The organism is Mesorhizobium sp. W050 (assembly GCF_054719535.1).
In genome coordinates this window covers 1,499,963-1,516,565 of record NZ_JBTTIH010000001.1, presented here as the reverse complement: position 1 = coordinate 1,516,565, position 16,603 = coordinate 1,499,963, and the positions used below count along the sequence as shown (strand labels likewise).

Below are 16,603 nucleotides of genomic sequence, written 5' to 3'. Positions count from 1 at the left end.
ATTGCGGTCAGATTACTCGGCCGGCGCTTCAACGGCTTCGCGCGAGCGGCCGAGCGTCAGTTTGGCCAGCGTGAACGAGATTACGGCGCAGAGCGTGATGCCGGCCACCATGGGCAGCGGGGTGCCGTCGAAGAAGATGCCGGCGACGCCCATCGCCAGCGCACCGATGGCGAAGTGCAGTGTGCCCATCAGCGCCGAGGCCGTGCCGGCGATCTCGCCATGCTCTTCCATGGCCAGCACCGACGTCGTCGGGATGACCAGGCCAAGGAAGCCGTAGCCGACGAACAGCAGTGCCGCCATCACATCGAGCCGGTCGACGCCGGTCGCCATGACTGCGAACAGCACAACCATCGTCGTGGCATAGCCGGTTACCGCCACCCAGACGACGCGCTTCAGCCCGAAGCGCTCCGACAGCAGTCCCGTCAGCTGCGACATGCCGATGAAGGCCACCGCATTGATCGAGAAGAACACGCTGTAGACGGAAGGCGACAGCCCGTAATGGTCGATCAGGATGAAGGACGAACTCGAGAGGTAGACGAAGAAGCTGGCGATGCCGAAGCCGGCGATCGCCACCAGGCCGAGGAAATTGCGGTCACCCATGAGGAAGCGATAGCCGGCGAGTGCGGTTCCGAAGGAGGAACCGACGCGTTCTTCCGCCGGCCGCGTCTCCTTCAGCGAGGTCGCCAGCAGAATGGTGGCCAGCAGGGCCGCGCCCGTCACCGTCCAGAACACGGCGCGCCAGCCGAAATTCTCGATGATCTGGCTGCCGGTCAGCGGCGCCAGGATCGGCGACACCGAAAACACCAGCATCAGCAGCGACATCAGCTTGGCGGCTTCGGTGCCGGTGTGCAGGTCGCGCACGATGGCGCGCGGCACCGCCATGCCGGCGCTGGCGCCCAGCCCCTGCAGGAAGCGGAAGGCGATCAGCCATTCGATGGTCGGGCTCATGGCCGAACCAATGCCGCCGACCATGAACAGCGCGAGGCCGCCGTAAAGCGGCAGCTTGCGGCCGACCATGTCGGAGATCGGTCCGACGACGATCTGGCCGAAGCCCATCGACAGGAAGAAGATCAAAAGGCTCATCTGAACGGCGGCGGTGCCGGCATGCAGATCTTCGCCGATCGAAGGCAACGCCGGCAGATACATGTCGATAGCGAAGGGGCCGATAGCGGACAACAGGCCGAGCACGACCGCGATGCGGAGGAATTTGGGACTCATGATAAAGGCTTCTTTCAAGTCTGGTTGGCGCCGCCAACGCGACGACTAACCCTAGGACGTTCCATCCCGTTGAAATCCGACGGCTCAGAGCGAGATTATTCGTCTCTACGGAGCGAATTCCCCATTTATTGTGTCCACAAATTTAGACAGCCTTGTCTAATTCGTCAATCACCTCTATATAGATTTCAATGAAGCTTGCCGTTTCTCCTGACATTTTCCCGCCACGCGGCCACGAGGCCAAGCGTATGTCGATTATCGATGCGGCGGCTTCGGTCTTTTGCCGGGAAGGCTTTGCCGGCGCCAATATCGACCTGATCGCGGTGGAGGCCGGCGTGTCACGCCAGACCATCTACAATCACCACCGCGACAAGGAAAAGCTCTTCATGGCTGTGGTGCGCGATCTGACGGAGCGCTGCAATGCCGGCATCTTCGCCACCTTCGCCTCTTTCCCAGACCAGCCGAAGGATCTGGAAGCCGACCTGATCGGCTTTGCCGTGCGCATGAATCAGAACTGCATCTGCAACCGCGACGGACGCTTCCTGCGCAAGCTGATCCAGACCGAAGGCGAGCGCTATCCCGAGCTCTTCGCAGAATGGCGCGACCAAGGGCCGGGCCGGACCTGGCCCGCACTTGCCGCCCGTTTTGCCCGCCTCGCCCATGCCGGCCATCTCGCGGTCGACGATCCCGATGTCGCCGCACGCCAGTTCCTGGCGCTAGCCAACGCCGAACTGCAGACCACCTTCATGCTAGGCGGCATGCCGTCGGAAGACGAAGTGTTGCAATCCGCCACCCACGGCGTGCGCACATTCCTGCGCGCCTTCGGCAAGCGCAGATCAGCGGCAGCGGTGGAAAAACAGCTGGCCAGCGCCTGAACGTCAAAGCCGGCGATCAAATCGTCCGTTACGGGCTTCGCTTCGGCGCATCAGCGATCTATATCCGGTTTACGCCGCGCTCAAGCTTGATTACAGCTATGCGGACGATTCAACGGAACCCGACCAGCACATGGCCGACGACCACATCCGCTACGACATTCTGGCCCAGGAGGCATTGCGCGGCGTCATGCGCAAGGTCCTGGCCGAAGTCGCGCGCACCGGCCTTCCCGGCAATCATCATTTCTTCATCACATTCCTGACCGGCGCGCCGGGCGTGCGGGTGTCCTCCAGGCTGCGCGAGCGCTATCCCGAACAGATGACCATCGTCATCCAGTTCCAGTATTGGGACCTCAAGGTGACCGATACCGGCTTCGAGGTCGGGCTGTCCTTCTCCGACGTGCCGGAGAAGCTGGAAATCCCGTTCTCGGCCGTACGCGGCTTCTACGACCCATCGGTCAATTTCGAACTCGAATTCGACGTTAAGACCGACGTCCCGGCGGAAGACGATGCAGCCGCCCAGCCGGCTGCCGAGCCTTTGGCTATCGTCTCCGAGAAAAAGCCGAAGGCCGAGAAGAAGGCAGCTGCCACTGAGGCGGAGAAAAAGCCCGCCGTGGCCGATGCCGCCGCCGGCAAGGGCGCCGACGTCGTGTCGCTCGACGCCTTCCGCAAGAAGTAGCGGGACGGTCGGCGCGACATGGGCGAAATCGTCAACCTTCGCCAGGTCCGCAAGCAGAAGGCGCGCACCGAAAAGGAAAAGCTCGCCGGCGAGAACCGCGCTCTGCACGGCCGTTCCAAAGCCGAAAGAACTCGTGACCGTCTGACATTGGACAAGGCCGAAAAATTCGTCGCCGGCCACCGCCGCGAACGCCCGGAAGACCAGGGCGATTGATGGACCGCCTGCGGTGAGCCCGGTCGAAAAACGCTCCGTGACCATCCGCGGCCATCGCACCAGCTATTCCCTCGAAAAACCCTTTTACGACGATCTCCTCGCCATCGCCGCCGCGCGCAAGCTGACGCTTGCTGCCCTGGTCGCCGAAATCGACGAAACAAGACCGCGCGATGCGAACCTGTCCTCTGCGCTCAGGCTCCACGTGCTGGACTGGGCCAAGCGCGGCGCGGTCTGAATGGTTCTTAATTGCCCAGCGACTTCAGCAAATTGTCGACCGAGAACGGATTTGTCCTGGGCTTCGGCTGCGCCGGGGCCGAACCGTCACTGACACCGGGAAGTGAGCGGTCGACCTTCGGCGCCTGCTCCTGAGCCTTGCGCTCGGCCTCCAGCCTGGCTTTTTCCTGCGAAGCGATCCGAGCCTGTTCGGCCTTCTTCCGTTCGTCCTCGGCCTTGGCGGCGTCTTCGGCAGCCTGCTCTTCCGCCTGGGCTTTCGCGTCCGCATCTGCCTTGGCCTTTGCGTCAGCCTCTGCCTGCGCTTTCGCATCGGCATCGGCCTTTGCTTCGGCATCCGCCTTGGCCTTGGCATCCGCTTCGGCCTGTGCCTTCGCATCGGCCTGTGCCTTCGCCTTGGCGTCGGCCTCGGCTTTGAGCCGTGCCGCTTCCTCCTGCTTGCGCAATTCCTCGGCGGCGTTGTCGCGCTCGGTCTGCAGGGCGGCGTAGTAGCGCACCTCGCGCCGCAGCCGCTGCTTCTCGAGCAGTGCGGCCTGCATCGCCTCGACCCGCTGCTGCTCCTTTTCCAGCGCGCGCTGGGTCAAAAATTGCGCCAGCGGCTCGCTGTCGAACTGCTTCTTCAGCGCCCCGAACGGCCCATCGACGCTGAAATTGACCGTCGGATCGGAGCCGATCAGCGCCTCGTCGCCAGGCTTGTAGGTGACAGCGCCCTTGGTGGCGACGGTGCCGGTGTTGAGGTCGGCCGTGATGTCGGCAGACAGCGTCGCCGCCTGGTTTTCGAATTTGATCGGTGGTGCCCGCAACGTGCCGCCGGCGACCGTGAAGGCGATGTCGGCATCGCCGGCAGCAAAGCTGCCGTCGCCAGCGATCTCAGGTGCAAAGCCCGCGGTCTTGGCCACGTCGATGTCGCGCCCGATCGCATCGGCCCTGGCAATCAACGCGCCGAAGGCGTCGGGATTGACGCCGGCAATGGTGAGGCCTTTCAGCGCCGCCGTGCCCGAGCCGGAGAGTGCGGCAATCATCGCGTCGACCGATTTGCCGCTGGTCGACAGCCCTGTCGAGAAATCGCCGTTGCCACTCAATCCGGCAGCCGGCAGCACAGTCGCCAGGTCGGCGCCGGCAAGCCTCATCTGGCCGGAGAACAGCCCCGTGCCGTCTGTGTTCTTCAACTCGAACAATCCGGTGAGCGCGCCGCCGAGCAGTTTTGCCTTCAGGTCCGAAACGCGGATGCCTTCCTGGTCCAGTTTCAACGACAGCGACGCATCATAGGCTGTCGCCAGCGGTCCGGCGGCAAGCGTCGCCGTCGTCAGATCGAGATCGGCGCTGAACGGCAGGCTGGATTTCTGGCTGAATGGCGCCGTCGGCCAGTTCGCGTTGCTGCTGAGGAACGACTGGTCACCGAACAGCGCAACCGCAATCGGGTCGAGGTCCAGTTCGTCGAGCGCCAGCGCACCGGCAAAATGCGGCAGCCCCTGCTTCGCATCGATGTTGACGTCGCCCGAAATCTCCGACTCGTTGATGGATCCGCTGAGACCGCTCAACACCAGCAGGCCATTGCCGAAATCGGCATCCGCGCTGAGCGAGGTCGAGGTGCCCGTTCCCATGCCCGGCAGGCCGGCGCCGGTCGTCATCAGCCAAGGCTCGATGTCGGAGGCGTCGAGGCCGATCTTGCCCTTGGCGGTGGTGCCTTGCGGTGTCTGGGCAACGGTGCCGTCGAACGTCGCCTTGAAGTCGTCGGCGGCGAAATTGAAGCTCGTCGCCAGGCCGCCGCCAAACGTGCCTTTGGCCGAAATATCGGTGCTTGCCTGGCCGAGCATGCCGAGCGGCAGCGCCGGCAGGCCGTAGAGCGCCAGCAGCACGGTGGCGTCGGGATTTTTGGCGTTGAAGGTCAGCGTCACCGGCGCGTCGAGCAACTGGCCGACGGCCCCCTTGCCCGACAGCGACGCCGAAAAGGCCGAACCGCCGGTCTTGCCTTGTCCGCTCACCGCCAGCCCGGTGGTGCCGTCGCCATTATCGGCGGCGCTCGCCACCAGATCGACGCGCGCGTCCTGGAACAGTTCAGGATAGGCGGCCGTGCGGCCAGCCAGCCCCTTCAGCACCTGATTGTCGGGATAATGTTGCGCGGCAATGTCGATCAGCGGCTTCAGATCGACGGCGACCACCGAGGCATCGAGCTTGCCGGTCGGGCTTGCCGGAAAATCCTTGATCCGGCCGGTGGCGCTGATCGAGGCGCCGGCAAGGCCGCCAATCGACAGCCGGTCGATTTCGAGCAGCCCGTCGCGGAGCCGGAGCGCGGTATCGACCGTGTCGGCGGTGAGCCCGCCGGCATTGACCGGCCCTGCCTTGATCTGAAAATCGAGGTCACGGTCGGAAAAGCGGTTGGCGCCCTTGTCGCTGACGAAGATCGAGGCGAAGGCCGTCAGCCCGTCGACATCGAGTTCGCCGCCCTCGAGCCGCATCAGCACCGAGGACTTGGCGTCGTCGGGCTGGCTGGAATCGATGCGGCCGGTGAACTTCGACTTGCCGAGGATCAGTTCGAGATCGCTGAACGCCTGGCGCTTCTCCGACAGGTCCACCTTGGCCTTGAAGCCGGCGGCCGGCAGCCGGCGGATCGCCTCGTCGACATCTTTGGACAACCAGGCAGCAAAGCCGGAAGGCTGCGCCACCGCCAGCAGCATGGAGCCGCTGAAACCGAAATGATCTTCGACGCTGAGCATGCCGCTGGCTTCCAGCGTCGTGCGCCCGGGCAAGGTCGCGGCCAGCGATTTCACCGACCAGCCGCCCTCGACCGGCTCGGCCGAGAGATGCACGTCGCGCACCGTGGTGTCGCCAGCCACCACCGCCGGCAGCTTGACCTCGACAGTGCCGGGGATGCTCGGCTTCGGCAGTTCGAGCAGCGCCTGCTCGATTCCGGCAATGCGCTGGTCCAGCGTCAGGCCGGCGCCCTTCTCAGCGCCCACCGCCTCGTCCAGTTGCACCTGCGCGCCATTGGCCTCGATGGCGAAGTTCGGCCTAAGGCCGAGATCGACCGAAGCCTTGCCGTCGGCTGTGTAGGGATTGTCGAGCGGCCCGGTCTCGAAGCGGAATTCGTCGACGCCAAGCTTCTGGTGGTCGAGCGAGAACTTGCCGTTCAGCCGGAAGCCCGGATCGGGTTTGCCGGCGCTGATTTTGACGCTCTCGCCATCGCTGCCGCGCAGTTCGGCGCTGTTTTTGTCGTTGCCGGAAATCTTGAACTGGCCGGAATAGACGGCAGCCCCATTGACGATGCCGGCATTGCCGTCGGTTTCGATGACCAGTGGATAGGCATCGGGATCGACCTTGAGCCTCAGCCGCATCTGGCCGCTGCCTTCGGCCTTGCCGGTCGAAGCCGCAACCGTCGAACGCAGGCCATCGAGCAGCAACGTTCCGTCCATGCGCCACGGCCCGGCCAGCGACTTGGCAGAGATGGTCGAATTGATCTCGGAAATCAGATGGCTGCGCCCGCCTGCGGCATGGCGGAGCGCAATTTCTCCCTCCGTCACCGTCAGCTTCTCGATCGAGATCTGGTTGAGGTCGAAGGGCGAGGACGGCCGTATCGCCCAGTCGACCGTGCCGTTATCGGCGATGTCGATCGTCGCCTTCGGATGCACCAGCCGCATGTCGAAAATCAGCACTTCGCCGCGCAGGAACGGCGCCAGTTCCGCGTCCATCGAAAAGGTCTCGACGGTCATTGCCTGCTGGCCGCCGGGGCCGCCGGCGACCGTGACGTTTGAGAAGGTCACCGAGGGGAACGGCAACAGCCGCGCCGTGGCGTCGCCTTGCACCGTCACCTTGCGGCCGAGAATGGCGCTCGCCTCGCGCTCGAATTGGGCGCGGTACCCGGTCCAATCGACAAAATACGGCACCACCAGCGCCGCAACCAGCACCAGCACAAACAAGCCACCGAAGATCACGAACAGGCGTGCGAGCATCAGCTCCGAACGGGTTGATTGAAAGTCAGCCGCACTCTACCCGCATCAGCGTGTCGATAAAGAGGCAATTCATCCAGAGTTGCTTGATCTCTGTATCTGGACGAGCAGAGATTTCGGACGCCTGTGACTGCGTGCCGGCCGACATGCAACAGACTAACCCGCCACCGCCCGTCGGCGATATTCGTTCAGCAGCACCACCATCTCCTCGGGCGACAATGTCCAGCCCTGGGGTAATGCGGCTTCGGCGCCCAGGCTTTTGGTCACGCTGCCCATGACGGAGCTTTTGTTGACCCCCGGTGCGAAATTGTACCCGATCATATCGCCGATTCTGCGCCGGCGATGGACGACGAAGAAGCTTTCGATATCCTTCCAGGGGACCAGCTTGGGCGATCGAACAAGGCCTCCGCCGAGACTGAAACCTTGTCCGTTCAGCACCAGAATCTGCGGCCGCACAAGCTGCCAGGCAAACACCAACGCGACCAGCCCGAAAAAGGCCACGCACCACCAAAGGCCGGCGGTGTCGCCGTCCTCGGAGACATAAATCAGGAAAGCGCAGGCCAGGACAAAGAAGAGGCTGGCCGACAGCAGTAACAGTGTCTTGCCAAGCGATGCCCTTATAATCAGGGTATCCATTGCCGCTCCTCACATTTCGGCTATGCAGGTAATATCTTGCCCGGGTTCATGATGTCTTGCGGGTCGAGCGCTTTTTTTATGGAGCGCATGATGTCGACACCATGGCCGAGCTCATGGCGCAGGAAGCCGATCTTGCCCTGGCCGATGCCGTGTTCGCCGGTGCAGGTGCCGTCCATGGCGATCGCCCGCATGTTCAGCCGCGCCACGAATTTCTCCGCCAGCGCGATCTCTTTGGGGTCGTTGACATCCATCAGCACCAGCACATGGAAATTGCCGTCGCCGGCATGGCCGACGATCGGCGCAACCAGGCCCATCTCGGCAATGTCGGCCTCGGTTTCGGCAACGCATTCGGCCAGCCGCGAGATCGGCACGCAGACATCGGTCGACAGGCCCTTGGTGCCCGGCCGCAGCGTCAGCGACGCCCAATAAGCATCGTGCCTGGCCTTCCAGAGTTTCGTGCGCTCCTCGGCGACGCTGGTCCAAAGGAATGGCCCGCCGCCATTGTCTTCAGCAATGGCACCGAAGGTTTCGGCCTGTTCGGCGACGCCGGCATCGCTGCCGTGGAACTCGACGAACAGGCACGGGCTCTCGGGGTAATCGAGCTTCGAGTAATTCTTCATCGCCCGCATCTGCAGTCCATTCACCAGTTCGATGCGCGCCACCGGAATGCCCATCTGGATGGTCGCGATGACCGCGTTGCAGGCCGCCTCGAGGTTTGGAAACGGGCAGACGCCGCCGGAGATCGCCTGCGGAATGCCTTGCAGCTTCAAGGTCAGTGAGGTGATGATGCCGAGCGTGCCTTCCGAGCCGACCAGAAGCCGCGTCAGATCGTAGCCGGCCGAACTCTTTTTCGCCCGCTTGCCGGTCGTCACCGTCTCGCCATCGGCCATGACGGCCGTCAGCGACAGCACGTTTTCACGCATCGTGCCGTAGCGCACCGCATTGGTGCCGGAGGCCCGCGTTGCCGCCATGCCGCCGAGCGAAGCATTGGCGCCGGGATCGATGGGGAAGAACAGGCCGGTATCGCGCAGGTGCCGATTCAAATCCTCGCGCGTTACGCCAGGCTCGACCGTGCAGTCGAGATCCTCGGGGTTGACCGACAGGATGCGGTTCATGCGCGAGGTGTCGACCGAGATGCCGCCACCCGGCGCGTTGGTGTGGCCCTCCAGCGAGGAACCGACGCCGAAGGCGATGACCGGCACGCGGTGCGCGGCGCAGGCACGTACGATCTCCTGCACCTCTTCTGTCGTCTCCGGGAACGCGACACCGTCAGGCGCCTGCGTCGGGATATAGGTGGTGGTATGCGCATGCTGCGAGCGGATCGCCGCGCCTGTCTGGAAGCGTTCGCCGAGCTGCTGCTTGAGAATGCCGAGCACGGCGGCGATGCCTTCCTCGTTGCGTTCGACCGGATTGAGGTCGCTCAGAGCCATGAATTCCTCCGCGAATGGACCAGCGTCCACGCTTGTTATGCGATTATGGATGCGTAGTCTCGACTGCCGCGCTCTGTCCAGCACCAGAACAAGGAACTTTCCATGCCCATCCCTGCCCCCTTCGTTTCCAAACCGATGGACATCGAGAACGACTGGATCGACTACAACGGCCATCTCAACATGGCCTATTACAACGTGTTGTTCGACCGCTGCTCGGATGAGGCGTTCGAGGCGATGGGCATGGGGCTGGACTATGTCAAAGAGCGGCGCCTGACCATCTACACGGCCGAAGTCCATGTTTGCTATGTCCAGGAACTGCACCTCGAACACAAGGTCGTCGTATCCTTCCAGCTGATCGATCACGACGACAAGCGGCTGAGGGCCTACCAGGAAATCCGCCATGTCGATGGCTGGCTTGCCGCCACCTCCGAAACCCTGTCGCTGCATGTCGACATGTCCGGGCCGAAAGTCGCGCCCTTCCCCGCCGATGTGCAGGCCAAGGTGGAAGCCATGCGCGCCGCCCATTCTGCACTGCCGATGCCCGAGCGGGCCGGCCGTTCGATCGGTATTCGCCCCAGGACCGCTTGAAGCGCTGCCGCGCCCGCGTTAACCTTACCAAGGTTTTAACGTGAACAAGCCATTTGAGCCATTGAACGACTCAGCGGACCGTTTGAGAACGGTGCCATGCGAGTTGCGATGCGGGCGGCGGGCAACAGGCGGTTCGAGGAACGTGCATGAAAACCGACATCAAGGTCGAGGTGGACAGGCTGGCTGCCGATCCGCGCATCACCGACTATGATTTCTGGCGCTCGTTGAAGAACGTCAACAACGAGATCTTCCACATCGCCAACAACAACGAGCCTATCCCCTTCGACATGATCCGCTGGCGCGCCATCCTGAAGCAGGCGCGCATGAAGCGTGGCCACGCCTGACGTTTCCCCTGCTCTGAGAAGCCGACACCGGCGAGCGCCGCCACGGACAAGTGCGATCTGATTATTTCCAAAGGTCTGCGCCAGCCCCGCTTTCAGCGAATCGGCTGCATCCGACAACCTTCAAAAACCGTTCATTTCGACAGTTTGCGCAACCGGCGATTCGGTTTCGCAAACGGCTGCCTGCGACAAGAAGATCAAGATTGAACCAATTCCACGTCTAAGCCGTTGTGACCCCTGAAAAACGGCTTGGAGTGAAAGCATGGACTGGAAAAGGACCAGGGAACCGGCCGACGCATGGCACATGACGGACAATCTGCATGCCGAGCACGGCAAGGGCGATCCGTTCGCGGCCGCCATCCGCGCCACCCGCATGTCGATGGTCATCACCGATCCCCGTCAGGCGGACAATCCGATCGTCTTTGCCAATGACGCGTTCCTGCGCCTGACCGGCTACGAGCGCGACGAGGTCATGGGCAAGAACTGCCGCTTCCTGCAGGGGCCAGAGACAGACAAGGCAGCTGTGGATAGCGTGCGCGACGCGATAGCAGCGGGAACCGATATCGCCATCGATCTGTTGAACTACCGCAAGGACGGCTCGACGTTCTGGAATGCGCTCTACATCAGCCCGGTTTCCAACGACAAAGGCGAACTCCTGTTCTTCTTTGCCTCACAGCTCGACGTCTCGGATCGCAAGCGCTCGGAGGATCGCATCACCGCCGACAAGAACCGTTTTGAAAAGGCTGTCAAGGAACGCACACGCGAGCTTGAGGCCGCCCTTGAGGCGCAGACCACGCTGCTGCACGAGGTCGACCATCGGGTGAAAAACAACCTGCAGATGATCTCCTCGCTGATCATCATGCAAAGCCGGGCAATCAAGGATGAAGCGACGAAGCGATCCCTGACCACCATGCTGGAGCGCATCGAGGCGCTGAGCACTGTGCATCGCCGTCTCTACCAGTCAAAGGATGTCAGCCGCTTCGATGTCTCGGATTTCGCCAGGGATCTGGTCACCGACCTGCTGACCGCATCGGGGCGCGCCGAGATCAAGCCGACGCTGGACCTCGAACCCATCGTCATTCCGGCCGAAAAAGCCACGCCTGTTGCCTTGATGGTCAATGAGCTTGTCACCAACGCGCTGAAGCATGCCTTCAAGGAAAAGCCGGACGGCACCACCGCGGGGCGCATCGGCATCAAGATGAGCCAGCCCGACGGCCACTTCAACATCGAGGTTTCGGATGACGGCGTCGGCATGGCCGAGGCCAGTGGCGATGCTTCTTTCGGCATGCGGCTGATCAAGTCGCTTGCCCGTCAGTTGCATGCCGACATCGAATGGCGCGACGCCGGCCCGGGCACAAAGGTCGTCATCTCGATGCCGAACGAACCGCAGCAGAAAGGGAAGCTGTCATGAACGAACCGCTCAAGGTCCTGATCGTCGAGGATGAGGCGTTGCTGGCGATGGAACTGGAAAGCCTCGTCGAGGAAGCCGGCCACAGCGTTGTGGGTTGGGCGACATCGTTGGCCGAAGCAAGAGGTATGATTGATACCGCCGATGCCGATATTGCCTTTGTCGATATCCACCTCGCCGACGGACCAACCGGGGTCGAGGTTGCCGAGCATATCCGCGAGGGTAACCGTTCCATGGTGGTGTTCATGACCGCCAATCCAAAACGCATCCCCGACCATTTCGCCGGCGCGATCGGCGTCATCGCCAAGCCCTACACGATGAACGGACTGGTGTCGGCGTTGCGCTATCTGCAGGAGGGCGTGCGGCGCCCGCCCCCGGTCTCGGTGCTGCCGGCCGGTTTTACGCTGTCGCCGGCCTATGAAAGCGTATGGGCGTCGTCGGCGGCCTGAAGCTTACGCCAGCTTCTCCTTGAGGAAAGCGATCGTCCGTCCCCAGGCGAGATCGGCTGCCTTCTTGTCATAGCGCGCGGCCGAGGTGTCGTTGTTGAAGGCATGGTTGACGCCGTCATAGACATAGACGGTGTATTCGACATGGGCGGCGTCGGGCGCCTTCTTGTAGGCATCGATGCCGGCGTCGATGCGCTCGTCTAGGCCGGCATAGTGCAGCAACAGCGCCGCCTTGATCTTCGCCACATCCTCGGCCTTCGGCTGCATGCCGTAATAGGCGACGCCGGCGGCGAGATCGGGCGCGTTGACCGCCAGATTGTTGACCGTGCCGCCGCCCCAGCAGAAGCCGACAGCACCGACCTTGCCGTTGCCGTCCTTCTCGCCCTTGAGATAGGCGATGGTCGCCAGGCCATCGGCGGTGACCTGGCTGGCGTCGAGCTTGGTGAACATGTCGCGCGCCTTGTCTTCGTCAGCGGGCGTGCCGCCGAGCGGCGACAGGAAATCCGGGGCCAGCGCCACGAACCCTTCCAGCGCAACGCGCCGCGCCACATCCTTGATATGCGGGTTGAGCCCCCTGTTCTCATGCACCACGATGACGGTGCCGAGCTTGCCGGACTGGTCCGCCGGCCTGACCAGATAGCCCTTCATCTCACCGCTGCTGCCGGAATAGGTGATATCTTCAGCCTTCACGCGCGGATCGTTGTCGGCGACGATAGTCGCCTGCGCCGAATTCGCCGCCAGCAGCGGCGCGATCGCGGCCGCCGCCGCGCCCGATCCGGCAAGCCTGGTCAGTTGCTCCATGAAGCGGCGGCGGTCGAGCGTCAGATGCGTGTATTCGTCATAGGCATCGATCATCGCCTGGGTGATGGCAGGTTTGGCAGGTTTGACGGCTTCGGCGGTGGGTTTCGTCATGGCGTGCTCCTCGTTAGGAGATGATCTCACGGTCACCTGGAAATGACCTTGCGGTCATTCCGGGTTGACCTCGAGGGTCAAGATAGGGTGGAGGCTCGCATGGTCCAGTCACGGATGGGTGACGCTTGCGCCATCGAACGATGCGGCGGCTGGCGGAAATCGGCGCGTGCATCACATTTTGGTCATTTCAGAGAATTTCGATGGTGCCGCCACAATATGGAAGGAAGCTGATGATGGTCTCGCCGTAGCGGCGAGCCCGACGAGAAGGAACAACGCCATGACCTTGTCCACTCCGATCCTTGCAAGCGCGCTCGTGCTTGCTGTTGCTGCCCTGCTGGCAATGCGCTCCGCTGCTGCCACAGCCGCCGCTCGGATGGTGAAGGTCCGCGTCGACCGGCGTCGTTCGAAAGCCCGATAAGCGAGCGCCTTACCGAGGCCGTGAACTTATAAACTACGGCGACTATATACTTTACAAACATGAGCCATAGAGAGGTCCCAGCGCTAGACCTTGTGGATTAGAACCGCTGCGAACTCATCCGGGTTTTTCGGCGTGATCGCTAGGAACCGGGGCCACCACCGCTTTTCGACTAAGACCCACCTTCGAGGCCAACGATTGCCGATGGTGACGGTATTCCAAGGATGCGAGCCTCGATTCAAGATAGCGGGGAAATTGAAACGACCTTCGATGACGTGTGCGGCGACGACGTTCGTCGTTTTCAACCGATAGATCGGCAGCAACCGAAAGAGCCGAATCGCAAAGCATTCGGGCGTCGCATAGAACTCCCAGAGCAGACCCCACATTTCTCATATCCGTCGCTTGGCTACCGCATCAGACGCCTTCGCCCGCGCGATCTTCCGCCCTATCGGCTTTAGTTTTGGTTTTGGCGCGGGCGGTGCGCCAGCTTGCCCATTAGAGCATTGGCGGCGGACTTCTTTTCGTCGGCTTCAAGCTGCCGAGCCGTCTCCAGGAACACCTCGCATTCGGATCGGGTCGGCGTCGTTGGCTGGTTCCGGGATGGCTGTTTCATTCGGTTGCTCATGTGTTTGCTCGAATGGAATTTTCGGATGCGCATCTTCTGGCGGCAATTCTAGGTCAGCCAGACCGACAATTCCCGCGCGATGAGGGGCGGCGCGACATTGCCAGAATATCTGCCGGGCCGACCACCCAGCTAAGTCACATCGCTGCTACTTCGGCAGCGTATAGGCCATCACATAGTCGCCGGGCTTGGTGCCGACCGAGCCGTGGCCGCCGGCGACGATGACCACGAACTGGCGGCCGTCGGCGACGGTGTAGGTCATCGGCGTCGACTGCCCACCGGCCGGCAGCCTGGCCTGCCAGAGCTGCTTGCCCGATGTCCGGTCATAGGCGCGCAGATAGTCGTCGACCGCCGCGCCCAGGAAGACGACGCCGCCGGCGGTGATCATCGGCCCGCCAATGCCGGGAACACCGACCTTCAGCGGCAAGGGCAACGGCGTCATGTCATAGACGGTGCCGTTGCGGTGCTTGTAGGCGATCTTGCCGGTTCTGAGGTCCGCTCCCGCCACATAGCCCCATGGCGGCGCCTGGCAGGGCACGCCGAGCGGCGACAGGAACGGCCCCATCACCACCGCATAGGGTGCGCCCTCATTGCGGTTCAGCCCCTGCTCGCTGCCGCGCCCCTCATCCGGGGGCGGCACCTGGTCGCGCGGAATGAGCTGCGATTTGAACGCCAGATAGGTCGGCATGCCGAACATCACCTGCCGCACCGGATCGACGGCGACGCCGCCCCAGTTGAAGGTGCCGAAATTACCGGGATAGACCAGCGAGCCCTGCACCGATGGCGGGGTATAGCGGCCCTCGTAGCGCAGACCCTGGAATTCGATCCGGCAGGCCAGCTGGTCGAACATGGTGATGCCCCACATGTCGGCGCCGGTCAGCGGCCTCGGATTGAAGGAGAGATCCGAGACCGGCTGCGTCGGCGACGTGTGATCGCCCTCGACAGCGCCGCCCGGCGCCGGCACTTCCTTGATCGGGATGATCGGCTCGCCGCTGCGCCGGTCGAGCACGTAGAGGTCGCCCTGCTTGGTCGGTCCAACCAGGCCCGGAACGACGCCGACAGCGGTGGTGATGTCGACCAGGGTCGGCTGTGCCGGCACATCCATGTCCCAGAGGTCGTGATGCACGGTCTGCCGCACCCAGCGCACTTGTCCGGTGGCCAGATCGAGCGCGGTGATCGAGGAGGAAAACTTCTCGACATTGGCGCTGCGGCCCATCCCGAGCTGGTCCGGCGTCTGGTTGCCGAGCGGCACATAGAGCAGGCCGAGCTTCTCGTCGGCGCTTGCCGTCGACCACATGTTGGGCGAGTTGTGGGTGTAGGTCTGGCCTGCCGCCAGCGGCGTTGTCTGGTCCGGATTGCCGGAATCCCAGTTCCACACCAGGGCGCCGGTGTCGACGTCGAAGGCCCGGATGACGCCGGACGGCTCTTGCGTCGAATAATTGTCGTTGACCGCGCCGCCGATGATGATCTTGCCGCCGGCAATCAGCGGCGCCGAGGTCGAGTAATAATAGCCCGACTTCGGATACGGCATGTTGGTCAACAGATCGAGCGTGCCGGCCTCTGCGAAGGTCGGGCAGACCTGGCCGTTGGCGGCGTCGAGCGCGATCAGCCGCGCATCCGAGGTCGGCAGATAGACGCGCGTCGCGCAAGGCTGGCCGGCGGCGATCTTGGCATCGGCATAATAGGACACGCCGCGGCAGGTCTGGTGCTGGCGGTCCTTGTCGAGCTTGATCTTGGGATCGAAACGCCATTTCTCCTTGCCGGTGGCGGCATCGATGGCGATGGCGAAATTGTGCGGCGTGCAGATATAGAGCGAGTCGCCCACCTTCAGCGGCGTCACCTGATAGGTGGTTTCGCCGACATCGTCCGGCCCTTTCACGTCGCCGGTCTGGTAGGTCCAGGCCGGCTGCAATTTGGCGACATTGTCGGGCGTGATCTGGTCGAGCGGCGAATAGCGCTGGCCAAATTGCGTGCGGCCATAGAAGTGCCATTCACCCGGAGGCACGTTGCCGCCGAGATCGGCAGTCGGCGTCACCTTGTCGGCGCTGAGGTCGCCGGCGATGTCCTTGGGATCGGCCGTCATCGAATAACCGGCGACGGCGAGCGAAGCGAGCACGGCCAGAATGAGCGGCGCTCGCGCGTCGGGGCCGGTCAGGCCCCGCCTTGCCCAAGGCGTCAGCAGCCACAGCGCCAGAAGCACGATGATGCCGCCGCGCGGTCCGAGTTCCCACCAGTCGAAGCCGATTTCCCACACCGCCCAGGCCAGCGTGCCGAGCACGATCGCCGTGTAGAGCCAGAGCGCCGTCGATTTGCGCCGGAAGAGCAGCCATGCGGCGATCAGGAAGGCGAGACCGGTGACGACATAGTACCAGCTGCCGCCGAGCATCGCGAGCCAGACGCCGCCGCCGCCAAGTGCGAGGCCGATGAGGAACAGGATGAGGGAGGTGATGACGACAGCCAAGACGATACTCCTTCGACTGATGCGCTTTGCAGCGCCTCACGGGCAGCCGCCCCTGCCCTGTCGCCAGCTTTCTCCCCCAGGCCGCGTGTGTCAAGCTGGCCCTGCCAGCATAAGGCGAGAGCAAACGCTCGACTTCATTCCGCTCCCACGCTGCAGCACCTCCACGACATTGTCGGGCGTCGGGACG

The 16,603-nt window shown here is 63.1% G+C and carries 16 protein-coding genes; 9 read left to right on the top strand and 7 right to left on the bottom strand.

Annotation, left to right across the window (positions count from 1 at the left end; genetic code table 11):
* Nucleotides 1-12 precede the first annotated feature (12 nt).
* Nucleotides 13-1,218 (bottom strand): multidrug effflux MFS transporter, encoded by a 1,206-nt coding sequence (locus ACYG9Y_RS07200; RefSeq protein ID WP_023667417.1) that lies wholly within the window; start codon nucleotides 1,216-1,218, stop codon nucleotides 13-15.
* Nucleotides 1,219-1,406: 188 nt separating this feature from the next.
* Between ACYG9Y_RS07200 and ACYG9Y_RS07195 the strand changes: the two genes are divergently transcribed.
* The 4 genes from ACYG9Y_RS07195 to ACYG9Y_RS07180 all read left to right on the top strand — a co-directional run bounded on the left by ACYG9Y_RS07195 (nucleotide 1,407) and on the right by ACYG9Y_RS07180 (nucleotide 3,214).
* A complete protein-coding gene (locus ACYG9Y_RS07195) occupies nucleotides 1,407-2,090 on the top strand; it encodes a TetR/AcrR family transcriptional regulator (RefSeq protein WP_023668320.1) in 684 nt (227 codons plus the stop codon).
* 130 nt (nucleotides 2,091-2,220) lie between these two features.
* The gene (locus ACYG9Y_RS07190; protein ID WP_023667419.1) at nucleotides 2,221-2,766 is read left to right on the top strand and encodes an SspB family protein; all 546 of its coding nucleotides are present in this window, start codon (nucleotides 2,221-2,223) and stop codon (nucleotides 2,764-2,766) included.
* A gap of 18 nt (nucleotides 2,767-2,784) precedes the next feature.
* On the top strand, nucleotides 2,785-2,979 hold the full coding sequence (locus ACYG9Y_RS07185) for a DUF4169 family protein (RefSeq protein WP_023699586.1): 195 nt from the start codon (nucleotides 2,785-2,787) through the stop codon (nucleotides 2,977-2,979).
* Nucleotides 2,980-2,992: 13 nt separating this feature from the next.
* Nucleotides 2,993-3,214 carry a ribbon-helix-helix domain-containing protein gene (locus ACYG9Y_RS07180; RefSeq protein ID WP_023699587.1) on the top strand — a complete coding sequence of 74 codons (222 nt, stop codon included), beginning with the start codon at nucleotides 2,993-2,995 and terminating at the stop codon, nucleotides 3,212-3,214.
* Between the two features lie 7 nt (nucleotides 3,215-3,221).
* Here the strand turns inward: ACYG9Y_RS07180 and ACYG9Y_RS07175 are convergent, their stop codons facing one another.
* From ACYG9Y_RS07175 to ACYG9Y_RS07165, 3 genes are all read right to left on the bottom strand, one after another.
* A complete protein-coding gene (locus tag ACYG9Y_RS07175) occupies nucleotides 3,222-7,160 on the bottom strand; it encodes an AsmA family protein (protein WP_023739833.1) in 3,939 nt (1,312 codons plus the stop codon).
* Nucleotides 7,161-7,313: 153 nt separating this feature from the next.
* Nucleotides 7,314-7,793 carry a hypothetical protein gene (locus tag ACYG9Y_RS07170; protein WP_023739834.1) on the bottom strand — a complete coding sequence of 160 codons (480 nt, stop codon included), beginning with the start codon at nucleotides 7,791-7,793 and terminating at the stop codon, nucleotides 7,314-7,316.
* A 20-nt stretch (nucleotides 7,794-7,813) separates the two neighbouring features.
* The gene (locus tag ACYG9Y_RS07165; protein ID WP_023696996.1) at nucleotides 7,814-9,223 is read right to left on the bottom strand and encodes an FAD-binding oxidoreductase; all 1,410 of its coding nucleotides are present in this window, start codon (nucleotides 9,221-9,223) and stop codon (nucleotides 7,814-7,816) included.
* A gap of 102 nt (nucleotides 9,224-9,325) precedes the next feature.
* Between ACYG9Y_RS07165 and ACYG9Y_RS07160 the strand changes: the two genes are divergently transcribed.
* From ACYG9Y_RS07160 to ACYG9Y_RS07145, 4 genes are all read left to right on the top strand, one after another.
* A complete protein-coding gene (locus tag ACYG9Y_RS07160; protein WP_023739835.1) occupies nucleotides 9,326-9,811 on the top strand; it encodes a thioesterase family protein in 486 nt (161 codons plus the stop codon).
* 146 nt (nucleotides 9,812-9,957) lie between these two features.
* Nucleotides 9,958-10,155, top strand: a complete 198-nt coding sequence (locus tag ACYG9Y_RS07155) for a hypothetical protein (protein ID WP_013531006.1) — start codon at nucleotides 9,958-9,960, stop codon at nucleotides 10,153-10,155.
* Between the two features lie 259 nt (nucleotides 10,156-10,414).
* The gene (locus tag ACYG9Y_RS07150; RefSeq protein ID WP_023739836.1) at nucleotides 10,415-11,563 is read left to right on the top strand and encodes a histidine kinase dimerization/phosphoacceptor domain -containing protein; all 1,149 of its coding nucleotides are present in this window, start codon (nucleotides 10,415-10,417) and stop codon (nucleotides 11,561-11,563) included.
* Entirely contained in the window at nucleotides 11,560-12,009 is a 450-nt protein-coding gene (locus tag ACYG9Y_RS07145) for a response regulator (RefSeq protein WP_023668313.1), read from the top strand. Before ACYG9Y_RS07150 ends, ACYG9Y_RS07145 begins: the two co-directional genes overlap by 4 nt.
* 3 nt (nucleotides 12,010-12,012) lie before the next feature.
* Here the strand turns inward: ACYG9Y_RS07145 and ACYG9Y_RS07140 are convergent, their stop codons facing one another.
* A complete protein-coding gene (locus tag ACYG9Y_RS07140) occupies nucleotides 12,013-12,918 on the bottom strand; it encodes a dienelactone hydrolase family protein (RefSeq protein WP_023739837.1) in 906 nt (301 codons plus the stop codon).
* 166 nt (nucleotides 12,919-13,084) lie between these two features.
* On the opposite strand from ACYG9Y_RS07140, the gene ACYG9Y_RS07135 reads away from it, so the two are divergent.
* Complete coding sequence (locus ACYG9Y_RS07135) at nucleotides 13,085-13,336, top strand: hypothetical protein (protein WP_023749132.1); 252 nt, start codon at nucleotides 13,085-13,087, stop codon at nucleotides 13,334-13,336.
* Between the two features lie 451 nt (nucleotides 13,337-13,787).
* On the opposite strand, the gene ACYG9Y_RS07130 is transcribed toward ACYG9Y_RS07135, so the two are convergent.
* Together ACYG9Y_RS07130 and ACYG9Y_RS07125 are read right to left on the bottom strand one after the other, a co-directional pair.
* Nucleotides 13,788-13,946: a hypothetical protein gene (locus tag ACYG9Y_RS07130; protein ID WP_023714759.1), complete on the bottom strand. Its 159-nt coding sequence runs from the start codon at nucleotides 13,944-13,946 to the stop codon at nucleotides 13,788-13,790.
* 157 nt (nucleotides 13,947-14,103) lie between these two features.
* On the bottom strand, nucleotides 14,104-16,416 hold the full coding sequence (locus ACYG9Y_RS07125) for a glucose/quinate/shikimate family membrane-bound PQQ-dependent dehydrogenase (protein ID WP_023739840.1): 2,313 nt from the start codon (nucleotides 16,414-16,416) through the stop codon (nucleotides 14,104-14,106).
* Nucleotides 16,417-16,603: the final 187 nt, after the last annotated feature.

What these genes read in the sequence shown, in the direction of transcription:
- ACYG9Y_RS07165 (WP_023696996.1), bottom strand. Translation starts at nt 9,223, where the DNA reads ATGGCTCTGAGCGACCTCAATCCGGTCGAACGCAACGAGGAAGGCATC.
- ACYG9Y_RS07185 (WP_023699586.1), top strand. Translation starts at nt 2,785, where the DNA reads ATGGGCGAAATCGTCAACCTTCGCCAGGTCCGCAAGCAGAAGGCGCGC.
- ACYG9Y_RS07160 (WP_023739835.1), top strand. Translation starts at nt 9,326, where the DNA reads ATGCCCATCCCTGCCCCCTTCGTTTCCAAACCGATGGACATCGAGAAC.
- ACYG9Y_RS07200 (WP_023667417.1), bottom strand. Translation starts at nt 1,218, where the DNA reads ATGAGTCCCAAATTCCTCCGCATCGCGGTCGTGCTCGGCCTGTTGTCC.
- ACYG9Y_RS07155 (WP_013531006.1), top strand. Translation starts at nt 9,958, where the DNA reads ATGAAAACCGACATCAAGGTCGAGGTGGACAGGCTGGCTGCCGATCCG.
- ACYG9Y_RS07175 (WP_023739833.1), bottom strand. Translation starts at nt 7,160, where the DNA reads ATGCTCGCACGCCTGTTCGTGATCTTCGGTGGCTTGTTTGTGCTGGTG.
- ACYG9Y_RS07140 (WP_023739837.1), bottom strand. Translation starts at nt 12,918, where the DNA reads ATGACGAAACCCACCGCCGAAGCCGTCAAACCTGCCAAACCTGCCATC.
- ACYG9Y_RS07170 (WP_023739834.1), bottom strand. Translation starts at nt 7,793, where the DNA reads ATGGATACCCTGATTATAAGGGCATCGCTTGGCAAGACACTGTTACTG.
- ACYG9Y_RS07130 (WP_023714759.1), bottom strand. Translation starts at nt 13,946, where the DNA reads ATGAAACAGCCATCCCGGAACCAGCCAACGACGCCGACCCGATCCGAA.
- ACYG9Y_RS07190 (WP_023667419.1), top strand. Translation starts at nt 2,221, where the DNA reads ATGGCCGACGACCACATCCGCTACGACATTCTGGCCCAGGAGGCATTG.
- ACYG9Y_RS07195 (WP_023668320.1), top strand. Translation starts at nt 1,407, where the DNA reads ATGAAGCTTGCCGTTTCTCCTGACATTTTCCCGCCACGCGGCCACGAG.
- ACYG9Y_RS07150 (WP_023739836.1), top strand. Translation starts at nt 10,415, where the DNA reads ATGGACTGGAAAAGGACCAGGGAACCGGCCGACGCATGGCACATGACG.
- ACYG9Y_RS07145 (WP_023668313.1), top strand. Translation starts at nt 11,560, where the DNA reads ATGAACGAACCGCTCAAGGTCCTGATCGTCGAGGATGAGGCGTTGCTG.